This window comes from Streptomyces sp. NPDC058284 (assembly GCF_042881135.1).
Taxonomy (GTDB): Bacteria; Actinomycetota; Actinomycetes; order Streptomycetales; family Streptomycetaceae; genus Streptomyces.
On sequence record NZ_JBHVYE010000003.1, the window covers coordinates 323,713 to 337,771 of the forward strand.

11 protein-coding genes are annotated in these 14,059 nt (G+C 71.8%); 7 read left to right on the forward strand and 4 right to left on the reverse strand.

Annotation, left to right across the window (positions count from 1 at the left end):
• The first annotated feature begins 193 nt into the window (after nucleotides 1–193).
• Both ACFVYR_RS07470 and ACFVYR_RS07475 read left to right on the forward strand, forming a co-directional pair.
• The gene (locus tag ACFVYR_RS07470; RefSeq protein WP_384248848.1) at nucleotides 194–2,005 is read left to right on the forward strand and encodes a glycosyltransferase family 2 protein; all 1,812 of its coding nucleotides are present in this window, start codon (nucleotides 194–196) and stop codon (nucleotides 2,003–2,005) included.
• Between the two features lie 3 nt (nucleotides 2,006–2,008).
• Nucleotides 2,009–3,976 carry a galactose oxidase-like domain-containing protein gene (locus ACFVYR_RS07475; RefSeq protein ID WP_384248845.1) on the forward strand — a complete coding sequence of 656 codons (1,968 nt, stop codon included), beginning with the start codon at nucleotides 2,009–2,011 and terminating at the stop codon, nucleotides 3,974–3,976.
• 32 nt (nucleotides 3,977–4,008) lie between these two features.
• Here the strand turns inward: ACFVYR_RS07475 and ACFVYR_RS07480 are convergent, their stop codons facing one another.
• A complete protein-coding gene (locus tag ACFVYR_RS07480; RefSeq protein WP_384248842.1) occupies nucleotides 4,009–5,034 on the reverse strand; it encodes a glycoside hydrolase family 6 protein in 1,026 nt (341 codons plus the stop codon).
• Nucleotides 5,035–5,096: 62 nt separating this feature from the next.
• On the reverse strand, nucleotides 5,097–6,098 hold the full coding sequence (locus ACFVYR_RS07485) for a DUF5937 family protein (protein ID WP_384248840.1): 1,002 nt from the start codon (nucleotides 6,096–6,098) through the stop codon (nucleotides 5,097–5,099).
• An 83-nt stretch (nucleotides 6,099–6,181) separates the two neighbouring features.
• On the opposite strand from ACFVYR_RS07485, the gene ACFVYR_RS07490 reads away from it, so the two are divergent.
• The 5 genes from ACFVYR_RS07490 (at nucleotide 6,182) to ACFVYR_RS07510 (ending at nucleotide 11,886) form a co-directional block, all read left to right on the forward strand.
• A complete protein-coding gene (locus tag ACFVYR_RS07490) occupies nucleotides 6,182–7,519 on the forward strand; it encodes an MFS transporter (protein ID WP_384248838.1) in 1,338 nt (445 codons plus the stop codon).
• A gap of 10 nt (nucleotides 7,520–7,529) precedes the next feature.
• The gene (locus ACFVYR_RS07495) at nucleotides 7,530–8,039 is read left to right on the forward strand and encodes a MarR family winged helix-turn-helix transcriptional regulator (protein WP_384248835.1); all 510 of its coding nucleotides are present in this window, start codon (nucleotides 7,530–7,532) and stop codon (nucleotides 8,037–8,039) included.
• A gap of 68 nt (nucleotides 8,040–8,107) precedes the next feature.
• Nucleotides 8,108–8,440 carry a DUF3817 domain-containing protein gene (locus ACFVYR_RS07500; RefSeq protein WP_384248833.1) on the forward strand — a complete coding sequence of 111 codons (333 nt, stop codon included), beginning with the start codon at nucleotides 8,108–8,110 and terminating at the stop codon, nucleotides 8,438–8,440.
• Between the two features lie 85 nt (nucleotides 8,441–8,525).
• The gene (locus ACFVYR_RS07505; RefSeq protein WP_384248830.1) at nucleotides 8,526–10,226 is read left to right on the forward strand and encodes a methylmalonyl-CoA mutase; all 1,701 of its coding nucleotides are present in this window, start codon (nucleotides 8,526–8,528) and stop codon (nucleotides 10,224–10,226) included.
• Nucleotides 10,227–10,794: 568 nt separating this feature from the next.
• Complete coding sequence (locus tag ACFVYR_RS07510; RefSeq protein WP_384248827.1) at nucleotides 10,795–11,886, forward strand: alpha/beta fold hydrolase; 1,092 nt, start codon at nucleotides 10,795–10,797, stop codon at nucleotides 11,884–11,886.
• 10 nt (nucleotides 11,887–11,896) lie between these two features.
• On the opposite strand, the gene ACFVYR_RS07515 is transcribed toward ACFVYR_RS07510, so the two are convergent.
• Nucleotides 11,897–13,294, reverse strand: a complete 1,398-nt coding sequence (locus ACFVYR_RS07515; protein ID WP_384248825.1) for a sensor histidine kinase — start codon at nucleotides 13,292–13,294, stop codon at nucleotides 11,897–11,899.
• Entirely contained in the window at nucleotides 13,291–14,034 is a 744-nt protein-coding gene (locus tag ACFVYR_RS07520) for a response regulator transcription factor (RefSeq protein WP_384248822.1), read from the reverse strand. The genes ACFVYR_RS07515 and ACFVYR_RS07520 overlap by 4 nt, the downstream gene beginning before the upstream one ends.
• Nucleotides 14,035–14,059: the final 25 nt, after the last annotated feature.

Sequence of the window (14,059 nt, forward strand, 5' to 3'; positions counted from 1 at the left end):
CACAGCGGGCGTAGCGGCACGCCTTCCGCCGCAACCCCGCCAAAACCCCCCAACCTAAAACCCCTCGCACGGGCGAACCCCGTTCGACACGCCGGGGAAACTCCACTTTTGTGAGGGTACGGCCGTATCAGTCGCCTTCGTCGCATCGGCCTGTTCGATTCGTTACCGGATCACCCAGAACCTGGAGGGCGCTGTGCGGCAGCCGGAGGGCTACGACTACGAGACCCACAGCACGCTCGCCGGACCGCTCACGGAGCCGTACGGCGACGACGGAGGGGGCGGGGGGCCTGGACCGTACCGGGTCCGGTACCGCTCGCTCCTGTCCAGCGAACCGCACCGCATACGCGCCGTGCTCCTGATGACCCTGGCGCCCGTGCTCACCGGCATCCTGCTGGTCTACCTCGTCTGGCCCACCCACTGGACCGAACGCGAGGGCGGCGACCGCTGGCTGATTGGCCTGGACGTCACGATGCTCGTGGCGATCGGCCTGATCGAGCTCTTCATGCTGGTCAACGTCGTATCCATCGCCCACGCCACGATGGTCGCGAGGGACCCGATACCCGTGGTCCCCGAGCCCGGCACCCGCGTCGCCTTCCTCACCACGTACGTGCCGGGCAAGGAGCCCCTGTCCATGGTCAGGGCGACCCTGGAGGGCGCCGTCCGGGTCCACCACCCCGGCCCCCTCGACGTATGGCTCCTGGATGAGGGGAACACCCCCGAGGCCAAGGCCCTCTGCGAGGAGCTCGGCGTGCGGCACTTCACGCGCTACGGGGTGGCGGAGTGGAACCGCGAGAAGGGGCCGCACAAGGCCCGCACCAAGCACGGCAACTACAACGCCTGGCTGGCGCTCCACCACGCCGAGTACGACTTCTTCGCCTCGGTCGACACCGACCACGTCCCGCTCCCCGACTTCCTGGAGCGGATGATGGGCTACTTCCGCGACCCGGACGTCGCGTTCGTCGTCGGACCCCAGGTCTACGGGAACTACACGACGCCCGTCACCAAGGCCGCCGAGTCCCAGCAGTTCCTCTTCCACGCGCTCATCCAGCGCGCGGGCAACCGCTACCGCGCCCCCATGTTCGTCGGCACGAACAACGTCGTACGGATCAGCGCGCTCACCCAGGTGGGCGGCCTGCACGACTCGGTCACCGAGGACATGGCGACGGGCTTCGAGCTGCACCGCCACCGCAACCCCGCGACGCGGCGGCACTGGCGCTCGGTCTACACCCCCGATGTGCTGGCCGTCGGCGAGGGCCCGGCCTCCTGGACGGACTTCTTCACCCAGCAGATGCGCTGGTCGCGCGGCACGTACGAGACGCTGTTCAAGCAGTACTGGAAGGCGCCGTTCACCATGCCGCCCGGACGCCTCTTCTCGTACTCGCTGATGCTCGTGTACTACCCCATGACGGCCGTCAACTGGCTGCTCGGCGTGCTCAGCTGTGTGCTGTTCCTGTGGTTCGGGGCCAGCGGCACCCAGGTCGCCGCATCGGTCTGGCTGATGCTGTACAGCGACGCGGCGGCCCTCCAGGTCGGCCTCTACCTCTGGAACCGGCGGCACAACGTCTCCCCGCACGAGCCGGAGGGCTCCGGCGGACTCGCGGGCATGGCGATGTCGGCGCTCTCCGCGCCCATCTACGCCAAGTCGCTCGGCGCCGCGCTGCTGCGCCGCCCCAGCCGCTTCGTGGTCACCCCCAAGGGCGGCGACGCCAGCCCGGACCGGCTGCTCACCTTCCGTATCCACCTCTTCTGGGCGGTGGTGCTGATCAGTTCGCTCGTCGCCTCCTTCGTGCTCGGCCACACCCACGTGGCGATGCGCACCTGGGCGGTCCTCGCGACGGTCATCTCGCTCGCGCCGGTCTCGATCTGGGCCTTCTCGCTGGTCAAGGAGCGCAGGGAGGCCCGGCAGGAGCGGCCCGCCGCCCTGCTCGGCGAAGACGCGGACGTACATGTGGAGGGCGATCCTGAGCCCGCGTTCGCCTCCGGCACGACGACAGGAGGGAACTGACTTATGGCCTACCGCCCCTCGAAGCGCACCAGGAAGACGCTGTTCGGAGTCGGCGCGGGCGCACTCCTGGTGGGACTGAACGCCCCCGCCGCGCTCTCCTTCGCCGAGGAGCAGTACTACGAGTACAAGATCTCCCGGCCCGGCTACAAGGCGAAGTACGGCTCCTGGAAGCAGGTCGACATCCCCGAGGAGTTCCGCACCAACGCCATCCACGCCGCGCTGCTGCACACGGGCAAGGTGCTGATCGTCGCCGGCTCGGGGAACGAGCAGAAGAAATTCGACGCGGGGTCGTTTGACACGATCCTGTGGGACCCGAAGAAGGACACCTTCAAGAAGATCGACACGCCCGAGGACTTCTTCTGCTCCGGGCACGCCCAGCTCCCCGACGGGCGCCTGCTGGTGGCCGGCGGCACCGCGCGCTACGAGCGGCTCGACGGCGAGGTGGAGCGGGCGGGCGGCGGGATGCGGGTGAAGAACGAGAACCCGGACAGACCGGTGGTCCTGAAGAAGGGCACCAAGTTCCGTTCGCCGTCCGGTGTCGAGTACGTCAGCAAGTTCGACGTCGAAGTGCCCAAGGCCAAGCGGAACTTCGAGATCACGTACTCCAAGTCCGGTGTGATGCAGCCCTGGAAGACGAAGATCAAGGCGAGCGAGACGCGCGTCTTCGTGGAGGCGGTCGAGAGCGGCGAGCAGTCGGTCGCCGAGAAGTCGGCGCAGTACGAGATCGAGGGTCTCACCGGCGACGAGGCCGACAACACCTACGGCATCGCCGAGAAGATCGACATGGAGAAGCAGGACTTCCAGGGGATCAAGGCGGCGTACGAGTTCGACCCGAAGGCCGAGAAGTACCTGCCCGTCGACCCGATGAAGAAGGCCCGCTGGTACCCGACCCTGGTCGGTCTCGCGGACGGCAAGGTGCTCGCGGTCTCCGGCCTCGACGACGTGGGCGTCATCGACCCGGGCGACAACGAGATCTACGACCCGAGGACGAAGAAGTGGTCGGACGGGCCCAAGCGGTACTTCCCGACGTACCCCGCGCTCTTCCTCACCAAGGGCGGCAAGCTCTTCTACCCGGCGTCGAACGCGGGCTACGGGCCGGCCGAGAAGGGCCGGGAGCCTGGCCTGTGGGACCTGAGGACGAACACGTTCGCGAAGGTCCCGGGCCTTGAGGACCTCGACCAGACCGAGACCTCGGCGTCCGTGCTCCTTCCGCCCGCGCAGGACCAGAAGGTGATGGTCCTGGGCGGCGGGGGAGTGGGCGAGTCGAAGAAGGCGACGAGCCGCACGGCCGTGATCGACCTCAAGGACGAGAACCCGTCCTTCAAAACCGGACCCGAACTCCCGCAGGGCACGCGGTACCTCAACAGCGTGCTCATGCCGGACGACTCGGTCTTCACGTCCAACGGCTCACGGGACTACCGCGGCCGCAGCGCGAGCAACGTCCTCAAGGCGCAGTTCTACGACCCGAAGACGAACGAGTTCCGCGAGGCCGCGTCTCCCAAGGTGGGCCGCAACTACCACTCCGAGGCGCTGCTGCTGCCCGACGGCCGGGTCGCCACCTTCGGCTCCGACCCGCTCTACGACAACCAGCAGAACACCAAGCTCGGCCACTTCGAGCAGCGCATGGAGATCTTCACGCCGCCCGCGCTGCACAAGGGCGGCGCGAGCCGCCCGGTGCTCGGTGAGGGCCCCGAGCAGTTGGCGGCGGACGGCCGCGCGACGTTCAGGACCGAGCACCCCGGGACCATCGCGTCGGCCCGGCTGATGCGTCCGAGCGCGGTGACGCACACGACGGACGTCGAGCAGCGTTCGATCGCGCTGGGACTCACCAGGGGCAAGGGCTCGGTGACGGTGGCCGTGCCGCAGGGCGACACGGCGCTGGTGCCGCCCGGCTGGTACATGCTCTTCGTGACGGACAAGGACGGCACGTCGTCCGAGGCGAAGTGGATCCATGTCGGCACGGAGGGCTGACCGGCCCGCCCCGTACCGAAGTCCACCGGCTCTCAGGCCCGCTTGGCGTTGCGCGCGAGGCCCAGCGCGTAGTCCGGCCACCACTGCCCGGCGGCCGGGCCGCCCCGGCACGGGCCGTCCGAGTCGCCGGGACGCTTGATCCACAGGACGGCGTCGAGCAGCGGATCGCCCGTGCGGTCGGTCGGCGGGGTGCCGAGGCCCCGGCCTGGCGGGTTGCACCAGGCGTCCTGGCGGTCGCCGGCCAGCGGCCCCCTGCCGTTGCGGCTGGTGTCCATGACGAAGTGCTTGCCGTCGACGGTGGCCGACAGCGTGCGGCCGTACGCCTTGGTCTTCTCGTCGCCCTGGAAGTTGGAGACGTTCAGCGAGAAGCCGTCGGCCTGGGCGACGCCCGCCTTCCGGAGCGGCTCGGTGAGCTTGTGGGCGTCGCTGATCCAGCCGGGGTTGCCCGCGTCCAGGTAGACCTTCACCCTCGGCTGCCGCTTGAGCCGCTGGATCGCCTCGGAGAGCAGCTGGTAGCGCTCCGCGTGGTACTCGGCGGGGGTGCAGCCGTCGGCGATGTGCGGGATCGCGTCGGGCTCCAGGACGACCAGGGCGGGTGCCCGGCCGATCGAGTCGGCGAAGGTGTCCACCCAGCTCCGGTACTGGTCCGCGCCGCCCGCGCCGCCCGCGGAGTGCTGGCCGCAGTCGCGGTGCGGGATGTTGTACGCGACGAGCACGGCGGTGCGGCCCTCCTTCGCCGCGCCCTTCGTCGCCTCCTCGATGTCGGGCCGGGGATCGTCACCGGCGGGCCAGAGCGCCACGGGCCGCTCGGAGATGCGCCGGAGCGCCGCGGCGTCCTTGGCGCGCCCCTGCCGCTCCCACTGCTCGACCTGGCGTGCGGCGGCGCTGTCGGGGTCGACCCAGAAGGCGCCCGCGGACCGCGGGGCCGAGCCGGTGGCGGCGGCACGTTCGGCGGCCTCGTCCGCGCCGGATCCGGCGGAGTCCGATGAGCAGCCGGCCGGGAGCCCGAGGGCGGCGAGGGCCGCGAGTGCCGTGAACGTGCGGAGCAGCCGGTGCATCCAGCCCCCTTTGGGCGATGTGACGTGACGGACAGTCAGCCCGGCAATCGTTACATAAAGGACTAATCAAGCTCTTGTGCCACACCGCCCCCGGTGCAGAGCGCGATGCCGAGCGGCGTGCACTCGTAGAACACCCGGTGCCCGTACCGCCGCGACACCAGCAGCCCGGCGCCCCGCAACGCCGACAGATGCGCCGACACCGACGACGGCGCGAGCCCGAGCCGGTGTGCGAGGCCCGACGTGGTGTCCGGTGTGACGAGCGCGGCGAGCACCGCGGCCCGGCCCCGGCCCAGGAGCCGTACGAGCGGCTCGGGCGTACGGTCGTCCGGCTCGGCCCACAGCGCCGCGATGCCCCGCACCGGATAGGCCAGCGCCGGCTGCCACGGCGGCTCGAAACCGCTGACCACGTCCGGCCACGAGAACACGCTCGGGATCAGCACGAGGCCCTGCCCCGAAAGCGCCCGCGCGTGCTCGCCCCGCCACTCCACGGTGAGCGTCCCCTCGTCCCACGACAGGCGCCGGTCGAGCTCCGGAAGCAGCCCGCCGAGCCCCACCTCCGCGAGCCGCCGCGAGTGGTAGGCGACATCCGCCTCAAGGAGCGTGCGCAGCCGCGGCCACTCCGGCTCGACGAGGGTGTGCCAGGCGGCCTCCATGGCGTCCGCCAGCTCCCGCACGGCGCCCACCGGGTCGGCGAGCAGCGCCCGCCCCTTCGGCGTCTCGGCCGCGCCCGGTGTACAGGCGAGCGCCCGCGCCAGGTCGTCCGCGGCGGCCACCGGATCGGCCGCGCGGACCCCCGCGATCTCCTCCTCGAAACGGGCGGCGGGACCGATCGGCGGCGGCCCGAGGAAGTCGGGGAAATGCCCGCGCTGCGGCATCAGGAGCCACAGCGCGGAGAGGTCGAGCCCGCGGCCCGCCGCCCGGATCCGGCGCAGCCACCGCGGGTGGTACGTCTGCCGGTCGGGCCGCTTGAGCGTCCGTACGGCCTCCTGCGTCTCCCACAGCGGCGACACCGCGAACCGGCAGCGCAGCAGATCGTCCCGGCCGAAGTGCAGATGGAACGGCACGCCAACGCCTCCCGCCGAGGCCCGAAGATTCGCCCTGGCCCGAAACTCTAGGGCAGGGCGCCCGCCCGCGTGAGGCTGCCGACATGCCCCGAACCCGGTCCACACCCGCCGGCGCATCGCCCGGCTACGCCCGCGTCTTCGCCGTGCGCGAGTTCCGTGCCGTCTTCGTCGCGCACGCCTTCTCGCTGCTCGGCGTCGTCGTCAGCGAGATCGCCCTGACCGTGCTGGTCTACGGACTCACCGGATCACCGCTGCTCAGCGCGCTCACCTTCGCGCTCGGCATGCTGCCCTACCTCATCGGCGGGACCCTCCTGTCCGGCATCGCCGACCGCTTCCCGCCCCGGCGGGTGCTCGTCCTGTGCGACATGGCGTGCGCCGGGTGCGCCGCACTCATGGCGCTGCCCACGACACCCGTCGCCGCACTGCTGGCGCTGCGCTGCGCCATCGCCCTCGTCTCGCCGGTCTTCAACGGCACCCGGATGGCGACCCTCACCGACATTCTCGGCGACGGCGACCTCTTCGTCCTCGGCCGCTCCCTGCTGCGCATCGTCTCGCAGAGCTCCGTCCTGGCCGGGTTCGGACTCGGCGGCGTACTCCTCACCTTCGTGACGCCGCGCGCCGCCCTCGCCATCACCGTCTGCACGTTCGCGCTCTCGGCGCTGGTGCTGCGGTGCGGGACGCGGCGGCGGCCCGCGCGCGAGGGCGAGGGCGAGGGCGAGGGCAATGGCGGGGGCGGGGCGCTCGTGCGGTACTCGTTGAGCGGTGCCCGCCGGGTCCTCGGCGACCGGCGCGTGCGGGCCCTGCTGCTGCTCTTCTGGGTGCCGCCGATGTTCCTGGTCGCCCCCGAGGTGCTCGCCGCCCCGTACGCGGACGAGATCGGGATCGGGGTCGGGGGCGTCGGCCTGCTCATGTGCGCCCCGCCGGTGGGCACGGTCGCGGGCGAGCTGTACGCGGGCTCGGTCCTCTCCGCGTCCGCGCGCGCCCGCATCGTGCTGCCGCTCGCCTCGCTCGTGCTCGTCCCGCTCGTGGTGTACGCGTTCACGCCCGGCCTCGTCCCCGCGCTGGCCGCCCTCGCGCTCGCCGGGGCCGGATCGGCGTACACGCTGGGCCTCGACCGCTGGTTCGTCGACGCCGTGCCCGAGGAGCTGCGGGGCCGCGCGATGACGGTGCTCACGGCGGGGCTGATGACGGTCCAGGGCCTCGGCATGGCGCTCGCGGGCCTTGCCGCGGAGTTCTGGGCGGTCAGCACGGTCGTCGCGGGGGCGGGGCTGCTCGGCACCGCCTGCTGCCTGCTCCTGGTGCTTGAGGTGCGGCGCACGCGGGACGCCGGGGCGCGGCAGCGGGAACGTGCGGAGGGCGGCGGCCTGGAACGTACGACCGAATCGCGAGACGGGGCTGACCAGCATGTGACCGACGGGTAAGGTCGATGCCGTGCCGAAGCCGCTCAGCCTCCCCTTCGATCCCATCGCCCGCGCCGACGAGCTCTGGAAGCAGCGCTGGGGGTCGGTCCCGGCGATGGGCGCGATCACCTCGATCATGCGCGCGCACCAGATCCTCCTCGCCGAGGTCGACGCGGTCGTCAAGCCGTACGGACTGACCTTCGCGCGGTACGAGGCGCTCGTCCTGCTCACCTTCTCGCAGGCCGGCGAGTTGCCGATGTCGAAGATCGGCGAGCGGCTGATGGTCCACCCGACGTCGGTCACGAACACGGTGGACCGCCTGGTCAAATCCGGCCTGGTCGACAAGCGCCCGAACCCCAACGACGGCCGCGGCACGCTCGCCTCCATCACGGACAAGGGCCGCGAGGTCGTCGAGGCGGCCACCCGCGAGCTGATGGCGATGGACTTCGGGCTCGGGGTGTACGACGCGGAGGAGTGCGGGGAGATCTTCGCGATGCTGCGGCCGTTGCGGGTGGCGGCGGAGGATTTCGAGGAGAGGTAGGAGTCGGCCGTTCCGGTCGGGGCGGGGGCGCTGAAGATCGCGCCAAAAGGGCCGTTACTCTCGATTGCATGAAGAAGAGCGTGCTGACCCGATACCGGGTGATGGCCTACGTCACCGCAGTCATGTTGCTCGTCCTGTGCACCTGCATGGTGTTCAAGTACGGCTTCGACAAGGGGCAGGATCTGACGCTCGTCGTCTCCCAGATCCACGGCGTGCTCTACATCATCTACCTGATCTTCGCCTTCGACCTGGGCTCCAAGGCGAAGTGGCCGTTCGGCAAGCTGCTGTGGGTGCTGATCTCCGGCACTATCCCGACCGCCGCGTTCTTCGTCGAGCGCAAGGTCGTCCGCGAGGTCGAGCCGCTGATCGAGAGCGGCTCCCCGGTCACCGCGAAGGCGTAGGGCCCTTCCGACCCACACCGCCACGGGCAAGCCCGTGGCGGTTGGCCATCGACATTTACTAGGACGTCCAAGTAAATTCGACGGTATGGACGCTGAAGCGATCGAGGAAGGCCGCCGACGCTGGCAGGCCCGTTACGACAAGGCCCGCAAGCGCGACGCGGACTTCACCACGCTCTCCGGGGACGAGGTCGACCCCGTGTACGGACCGCGGCCCGGGGACACCTACGAGGGGTTCGAGCGGATCGGCTGGCCCGGTGAGTACCCCTTCACGCGCGGGCTCCACCCGACCGGGTACCGCGGCCGGACCTGGACCATCCGCCAGTTCGCGGGCTTCGGCAACGCCGAGCAGACGAACGAGCGCTACAAGATGATCCTGGCCAACGGCGGCGGCGGCCTCTCCGTCGCCTTCGACATGCCGACCCTCATGGGCCGCGACTCCGACGACCCCCGCTCGCTCGGCGAGGTCGGGCACTGCGGTGTCGCCATCGACTCCGCCGCCGACATGGAGGTCCTCTTCAAGGACATCCCGCTCGGCGACGTGACGACCTCCATGACGATCAGCGGGCCCGCGGTGCCCGTCTTCTGCATGTACCTGGTCGCCGCCGAGCGCCAGGGCGTCGACCCGGCCGTCCTCAACGGCACGCTCCAGACCGACATCTTCAAGGAGTACATCGCGCAGAAGGAGTGGCTCTTCCAGCCCGAGCCGCACCTGCGCCTCATCGGCGACCTGATGGAGCACTGCGCGCGCGACATCCCCGCGTACAAGCCGCTCTCCGTCTCCGGCTATCACATCCGCGAGGCCGGGGCGACGGCCGCGCAGGAGCTCGCGTACACGCTCGCGGACGGCTTCGGGTACGTGGAGCTCGGCCTCTCGCGCGGCCTTGACGTGGACGTCTTCGCGCCCGGCCTCTCCTTCTTCTTCGACGCGCACGTCGACTTCTTCGAGGAGATCGCCAAGTTCCGCGCGGCGCGCCGCATCTGGGCCCGCTGGCTGCGCGAGGAGTACGGGGCGAAGACCGACAAGGCGCAGTGGCTGCGCTTCCACACGCAGACGGCCGGTGTCTCGCTGACGGCGCAGCAGCCGTACAACAACGTCGTACGTACGGCGGTCGAGGCGCTGGCCGCGGTGCTCGGCGGCACGAACTCCCTGCACACCAACGCGCTGGACGAGACCCTCGCGCTGCCCAGCGAGCAGGCCGCGGAGATCGCGCTCCGTACGCAGCAGGTGCTGATGGAGGAGACGGGGGTCGCGAACGTCGCCGACCCGCTCGGCGGCTCCTGGTACATCGAGCAGCTCACCGACCGCATCGAGGCCGACGCGGAGAAGATCTTCGACCAGATCAGGGAGCGGGGGCGGCGGGCCTGCCCCGACGGGCAGCACCCGATCGGTCCGATCACCTCGGGCATCCTGCGGGGCATCGAGGACGGCTGGTTCACCGGCGAGATCGCCGAGTCGGCCTTCCAGTACCAGCGGTCCGTGGAGAAGGGCGACAAGCGGGTCGTCGGCGTCAACTGCCTCGAAGGCTCGGTCACCGGTGACCTGGAGATCCTGCGGGTCAGCCATGAGGTGGAGCGGGAGCAGGTCCGGGACCTCGCGGGGCGCAAGGGGCGGCGTGACGATGCGCGGGTCCGGGCCTCTCTCGACGCCATGCTGGCGGCCGCGCGCGACGGCTCCAACATGATCGTTCCCATGCTGGAGGCGGTGCGGGTGGAGGCGACGCTCGGGGAGATTTGCGGGGTCCTCCGGGAGGAGTGGGGGGTCTACGTGGAGCCCCCGGGCTTCTAGCCCGTTCCCTCCCTGCGGGCCGGTGGGGGCTGTTCGCGCAGTTCCCCGCGCCCCTTGGGGGGCCTGCCCGTGTGTCGGTTTCTGCGGGCCGGTGGGGGTTGTTCGCGCAGTTCCCCGCGCCCCTTGGGGGGTCTGTCCGTGCGTCGGTTTCTGCGGGCCGGTGGGGGTTGCTCGCGCAGTTCCCCGCGCCCCTTGAGGGGGGCTGCCCGTGCGTCGGTTTCTGCGGGTCGGTGGGGGTTGTTCGCGCAGTTCCCCGCGCCCCTTCGGGGTGGCCCTGCGTGGTTGCCTGCGGGTGCTCGTGGGGCTGTGGGGGCTCATGTCTGCGAGGGTGCGGGGGCTGCTTCAGGGGCGCGGGGAACTGCGCGGCGAGCCCCCACCGACCCGCAGGTGAGATGGGACGGGCCGGCCCGAGTTCCAGGGGCGCGGGGAACTGCGCGAGCAACCCCCGCCCACCCGCAGGCAGCACACGTACCCCCGCCCCGCCACCCCCGCCCAAAGTCACAGGTTTAAGGCCCAGGGGCCAGGGCAGGCGCCACGCCGGCCCCCGCCCCCCGCCCCAGGAGAACCCGTGACCTCGACCGGCCACGCCCGCACCGCCGCCATCGCCATCGGAGCCGCCACCGCCACCATCCTCGGCGCGCTGCTCGTGGGCGGTTCCGGTGAGGTGAGTGCGAGCCCGCCGCCCGAGCCGAAGGTGCAGGACGCCTTCGACTCGCTCGGCCCCGAGGTGCACGCGGCCAAGCTCAGGGACGGGCGGACCGCGCACTACTCGGACACCGGCGACAAGGACGGCAAGCCCGTCCTGTTCATCGGCGGCACCGGCACCAGCGCCCGCGCCTCGCACATGACGGACTTCTTCCGCACCACCCGCGAGGACCTGGGCCTGCGCCTCATCTCCGTCGAGCGCAACGGCTTCGGCGACACCGAGTTCGACGAGAGGCTGGGCAAGGCCGACTTCGCCGAGGACGCCCTCCAGGTCCTCGACAAGCTCGGCGTCGACGACGTGTCCGTGGTCGCGATATCCGGCGGCGGCCCCTACGCCGCCGAGCTCGCCGCCCGCGCCCCCGAGCGCGTCTCCCAGCTCCACCTCGCCGCCGCCCTCCCCCCGTACGGCACGAAGCCCGCCTACTGCTCCCTCTCCGACGACGCGCTCACCGCCGCGGTCGAGGACCAGATCAAGGACCCGCGCAAGTGGTGGGCCTTCCCCGACGACAGCCCCGTCAAGTCGATCCCCGGCTTCGCCGACACCGCGTACGAAGAGGGCGCGCGCACCTACAACCAGCGCGGGCAGCAGGCCGACCCGGCGCCCCAGGTCCACGAGCAGAGGCTGTACTGCGGCCGCCCGGGACCCGACCTCTCCGAGCTGGACGCCCCCGTCTACCTCTATGGCGGCAAGAAGGACACCACCGTGCCGCCCGCCACGCTGAAGACGTGGCAGGAGGCGCTGCCGGGCGAGGAGCGGGTGCGTACGTACGCCGACTCCGGACACGACGTGCAGTACCGGCACTGGGACCAGATCCTCGTCGACCTGGCCGGCCACGGGGACCGCACGGTCGTCTGCAAGGGCGGCAAAACCCGGGTCCTGATGGCCCGCGAGGCCGACCGGCTCGTCGCCAAGGGCAAGGCGGAGCTGGGCAGCTGCGCCTGGGCGAAGAAGTAGCCCGACAGGCCTACGCGGCAGGCAGGACGAGGCGGAACAGCGCGCCCCCGCCCGGCGCCCGTTCCGCCGTCAGCTCCGCGCCATGCGCGTGCGCGATCTGGCGGGCCATCGCGAGACCGAGCCCCGAGCCGGGCAGCGCGCGGGCCTTCTCGGCGCGGTAAAAGCGGTCGAAGACGTACGGCAGATCCTCCTCCGTGATGCCCGGACCGTGATCGCGCACGGTCAGCGCGTCGGCCGTCAGCACGACCTCGACCGGGGCGCCCGGCGGGCTGAACTTCGCCGCGTTGTCCAGGAGGTTGGTGAGCAGCCGCGAGAGCCGCGCCGCCACGCCCGGCACGCTGAGACCGGCCGCTTCCGGTGCCACCCGCAGCGTGAAGGGGACCGCGGGCCAGTGGCCGCGCGCCGCGTCCACCGCGTGGGCGGTCAACGGGGCGAGCCGTACCTCTTCGAGCAGCGGCTGCGGCTCCGCCTCCCTGGCCAGTTCGATCAAGTCGTTGACTAGGCCCGTGACTTCGCGCAGCTGGCGGCCGAGCGCACCGGACGCGCGGTCGCGCTGGGCGTCGGTCAACAGCTCGGCCTTGGCGAGCAGTTCGGCGTTGGTGCGCAGCGCGGTGAGCGGGGTGCGCAGCTCGTGGGAGGCGTCGGCGACCAGGCGGCGCCGGGCCGCGACGGACTCCTCAAGCTCGGCGAGCATCGTGTTGAACGTCGCGGCGAGCCGGGTGACTTCGTCCTCGTGGGCCTCGCGCCCCGGCGGTCCTGGCGGCAGCTCGATGCGGTGGCGGGCGTCCCGGGTCGCCGCGATGCGCTCGGCCGTGGCGGTGAGGCGGGTGATCGGCGCAAGACCCGTGCGCGAGACCCAGTAGCCGCCGACCGCGGAGAGCAGCACGCCCGCGCCGCCGACCGCCGCGAGGAGCGACGCGGCCTGACGCACGCCGCGCTCCGCGATGTCCGCGCGCAGGGCGACCTGCACAGCCTCACCCTTGCCGAAGGTGGTCGTGTACATCCGCCCCGGCTTGCCGCCGGGGAGCGTGAAGTTCGCGTAGTACGGGGCCTGCCGGCCGCCCGCGACCGCACGCGTCGGCCCCGTCACCGGCAGCAGGTACGGCTTCGCCGGGTCGTCCGCCGGGTCCGCGGGCACCACCTGCGAGCAGGCGGGCGCGCCCAGGAAGCGGCACTCGCCCGTCACGACACCCGGGCCACCGGTGCGGTGCTGCTGGGCGATGAGCGTCGCCGACTGGGCGAGGTTCTGGTCCAGCTGCTGGTACAGCTTGAAGCGGATCACGAAGAACGCGGCGGCGCACACCCCGATCGCCACCACCGCGACGGCCGCCGCGGCCATCACCGCGAGGCGGGTGCGCAGCGGCCTGCGGCGCCGCCAGCGCGCGCCGAGCCTGCGCCGCGCGCTCACGGGGAGCCGAGCCGGTAGCCGACGCCGTGCACCGTGTGGACCAGGCGCGGCTCGCCGCCCGACTCCAGCTTACGGCGCAGGTAACCCACGTACACGGCGAGGGAGTTGGAGTCGGGGCCGAAGTCCCGGCCCCACACCGCCTGCTGGATCAGCTCGCGCGGCAGGACCTGGCCCGCGTTGCGCAGGAGCAGTTCGAGCAGGACGGCCTCCGTGCGGCTGAACTCCACCCGGCGCCCGCCGCGGCGGCCGGTGCGCGTCGCGGGATCGAGGACGAGATCACCGTACGCGAGCTCGTCGCCGTCGTCCGCGGCCCGCTCCGGCGTCGCCCGCCGCAGCAGGGCCCGCACCCGGGCCACCAGCTCGTCCAGGGCGAACGGCTTGACCAGGTAGTCGTCGGCGCCCGCGTCAAGACCGTCGACGCGCTCGCTCACCGAGTCCAGGGCGGTCAGGACGAGGACCGGCGTGCGGTCGCCCGCCGCGCGCAGCTGACGGCAGACCGCGAGGCCGTCCATGACCGGCATCAGGACGTCGAGGACCACCAGGTCCGGCTGCCAGCGGGCGACCGCCGTCAGCGCCCGGTGGCCGTCGGCCGCGCCCCGCACCTGGTGGCCCTCGACCGTCAGGGCGTCCTCGACGGCGGCCCGCACCTCCGGGTCGTCGTCGACGACGAGGATCCGGTGCCGCGCGGCGTCGCCCGCGCCCGGCGGGCCGCCTTTGCTGGTCGCGCTCGTGAAGCTCATGGACCCAAGGTGCCAAACGCGGCTC

What these genes read in the sequence shown, in the direction of transcription:
- ACFVYR_RS07475 (WP_384248845.1), top strand. Translation starts at nt 2,009, where the DNA reads ATGGCCTACCGCCCCTCGAAGCGCACCAGGAAGACGCTGTTCGGAGTC.
- ACFVYR_RS07480 (WP_384248842.1), bottom strand. Translation starts at nt 5,034, where the DNA reads ATGCACCGGCTGCTCCGCACGTTCACGGCACTCGCGGCCCTCGCCGCC.
- ACFVYR_RS07490 (WP_384248838.1), top strand. Translation starts at nt 6,182, where the DNA reads ATGCCCCGAACCCGGTCCACACCCGCCGGCGCATCGCCCGGCTACGCC.
- ACFVYR_RS07500 (WP_384248833.1), top strand. Translation starts at nt 8,108, where the DNA reads ATGAAGAAGAGCGTGCTGACCCGATACCGGGTGATGGCCTACGTCACC.
- ACFVYR_RS07505 (WP_384248830.1), top strand. Translation starts at nt 8,526, where the DNA reads ATGGACGCTGAAGCGATCGAGGAAGGCCGCCGACGCTGGCAGGCCCGT.
- ACFVYR_RS07520 (WP_384248822.1), bottom strand. Translation starts at nt 14,034, where the DNA reads ATGAGCTTCACGAGCGCGACCAGCAAAGGCGGCCCGCCGGGCGCGGGC.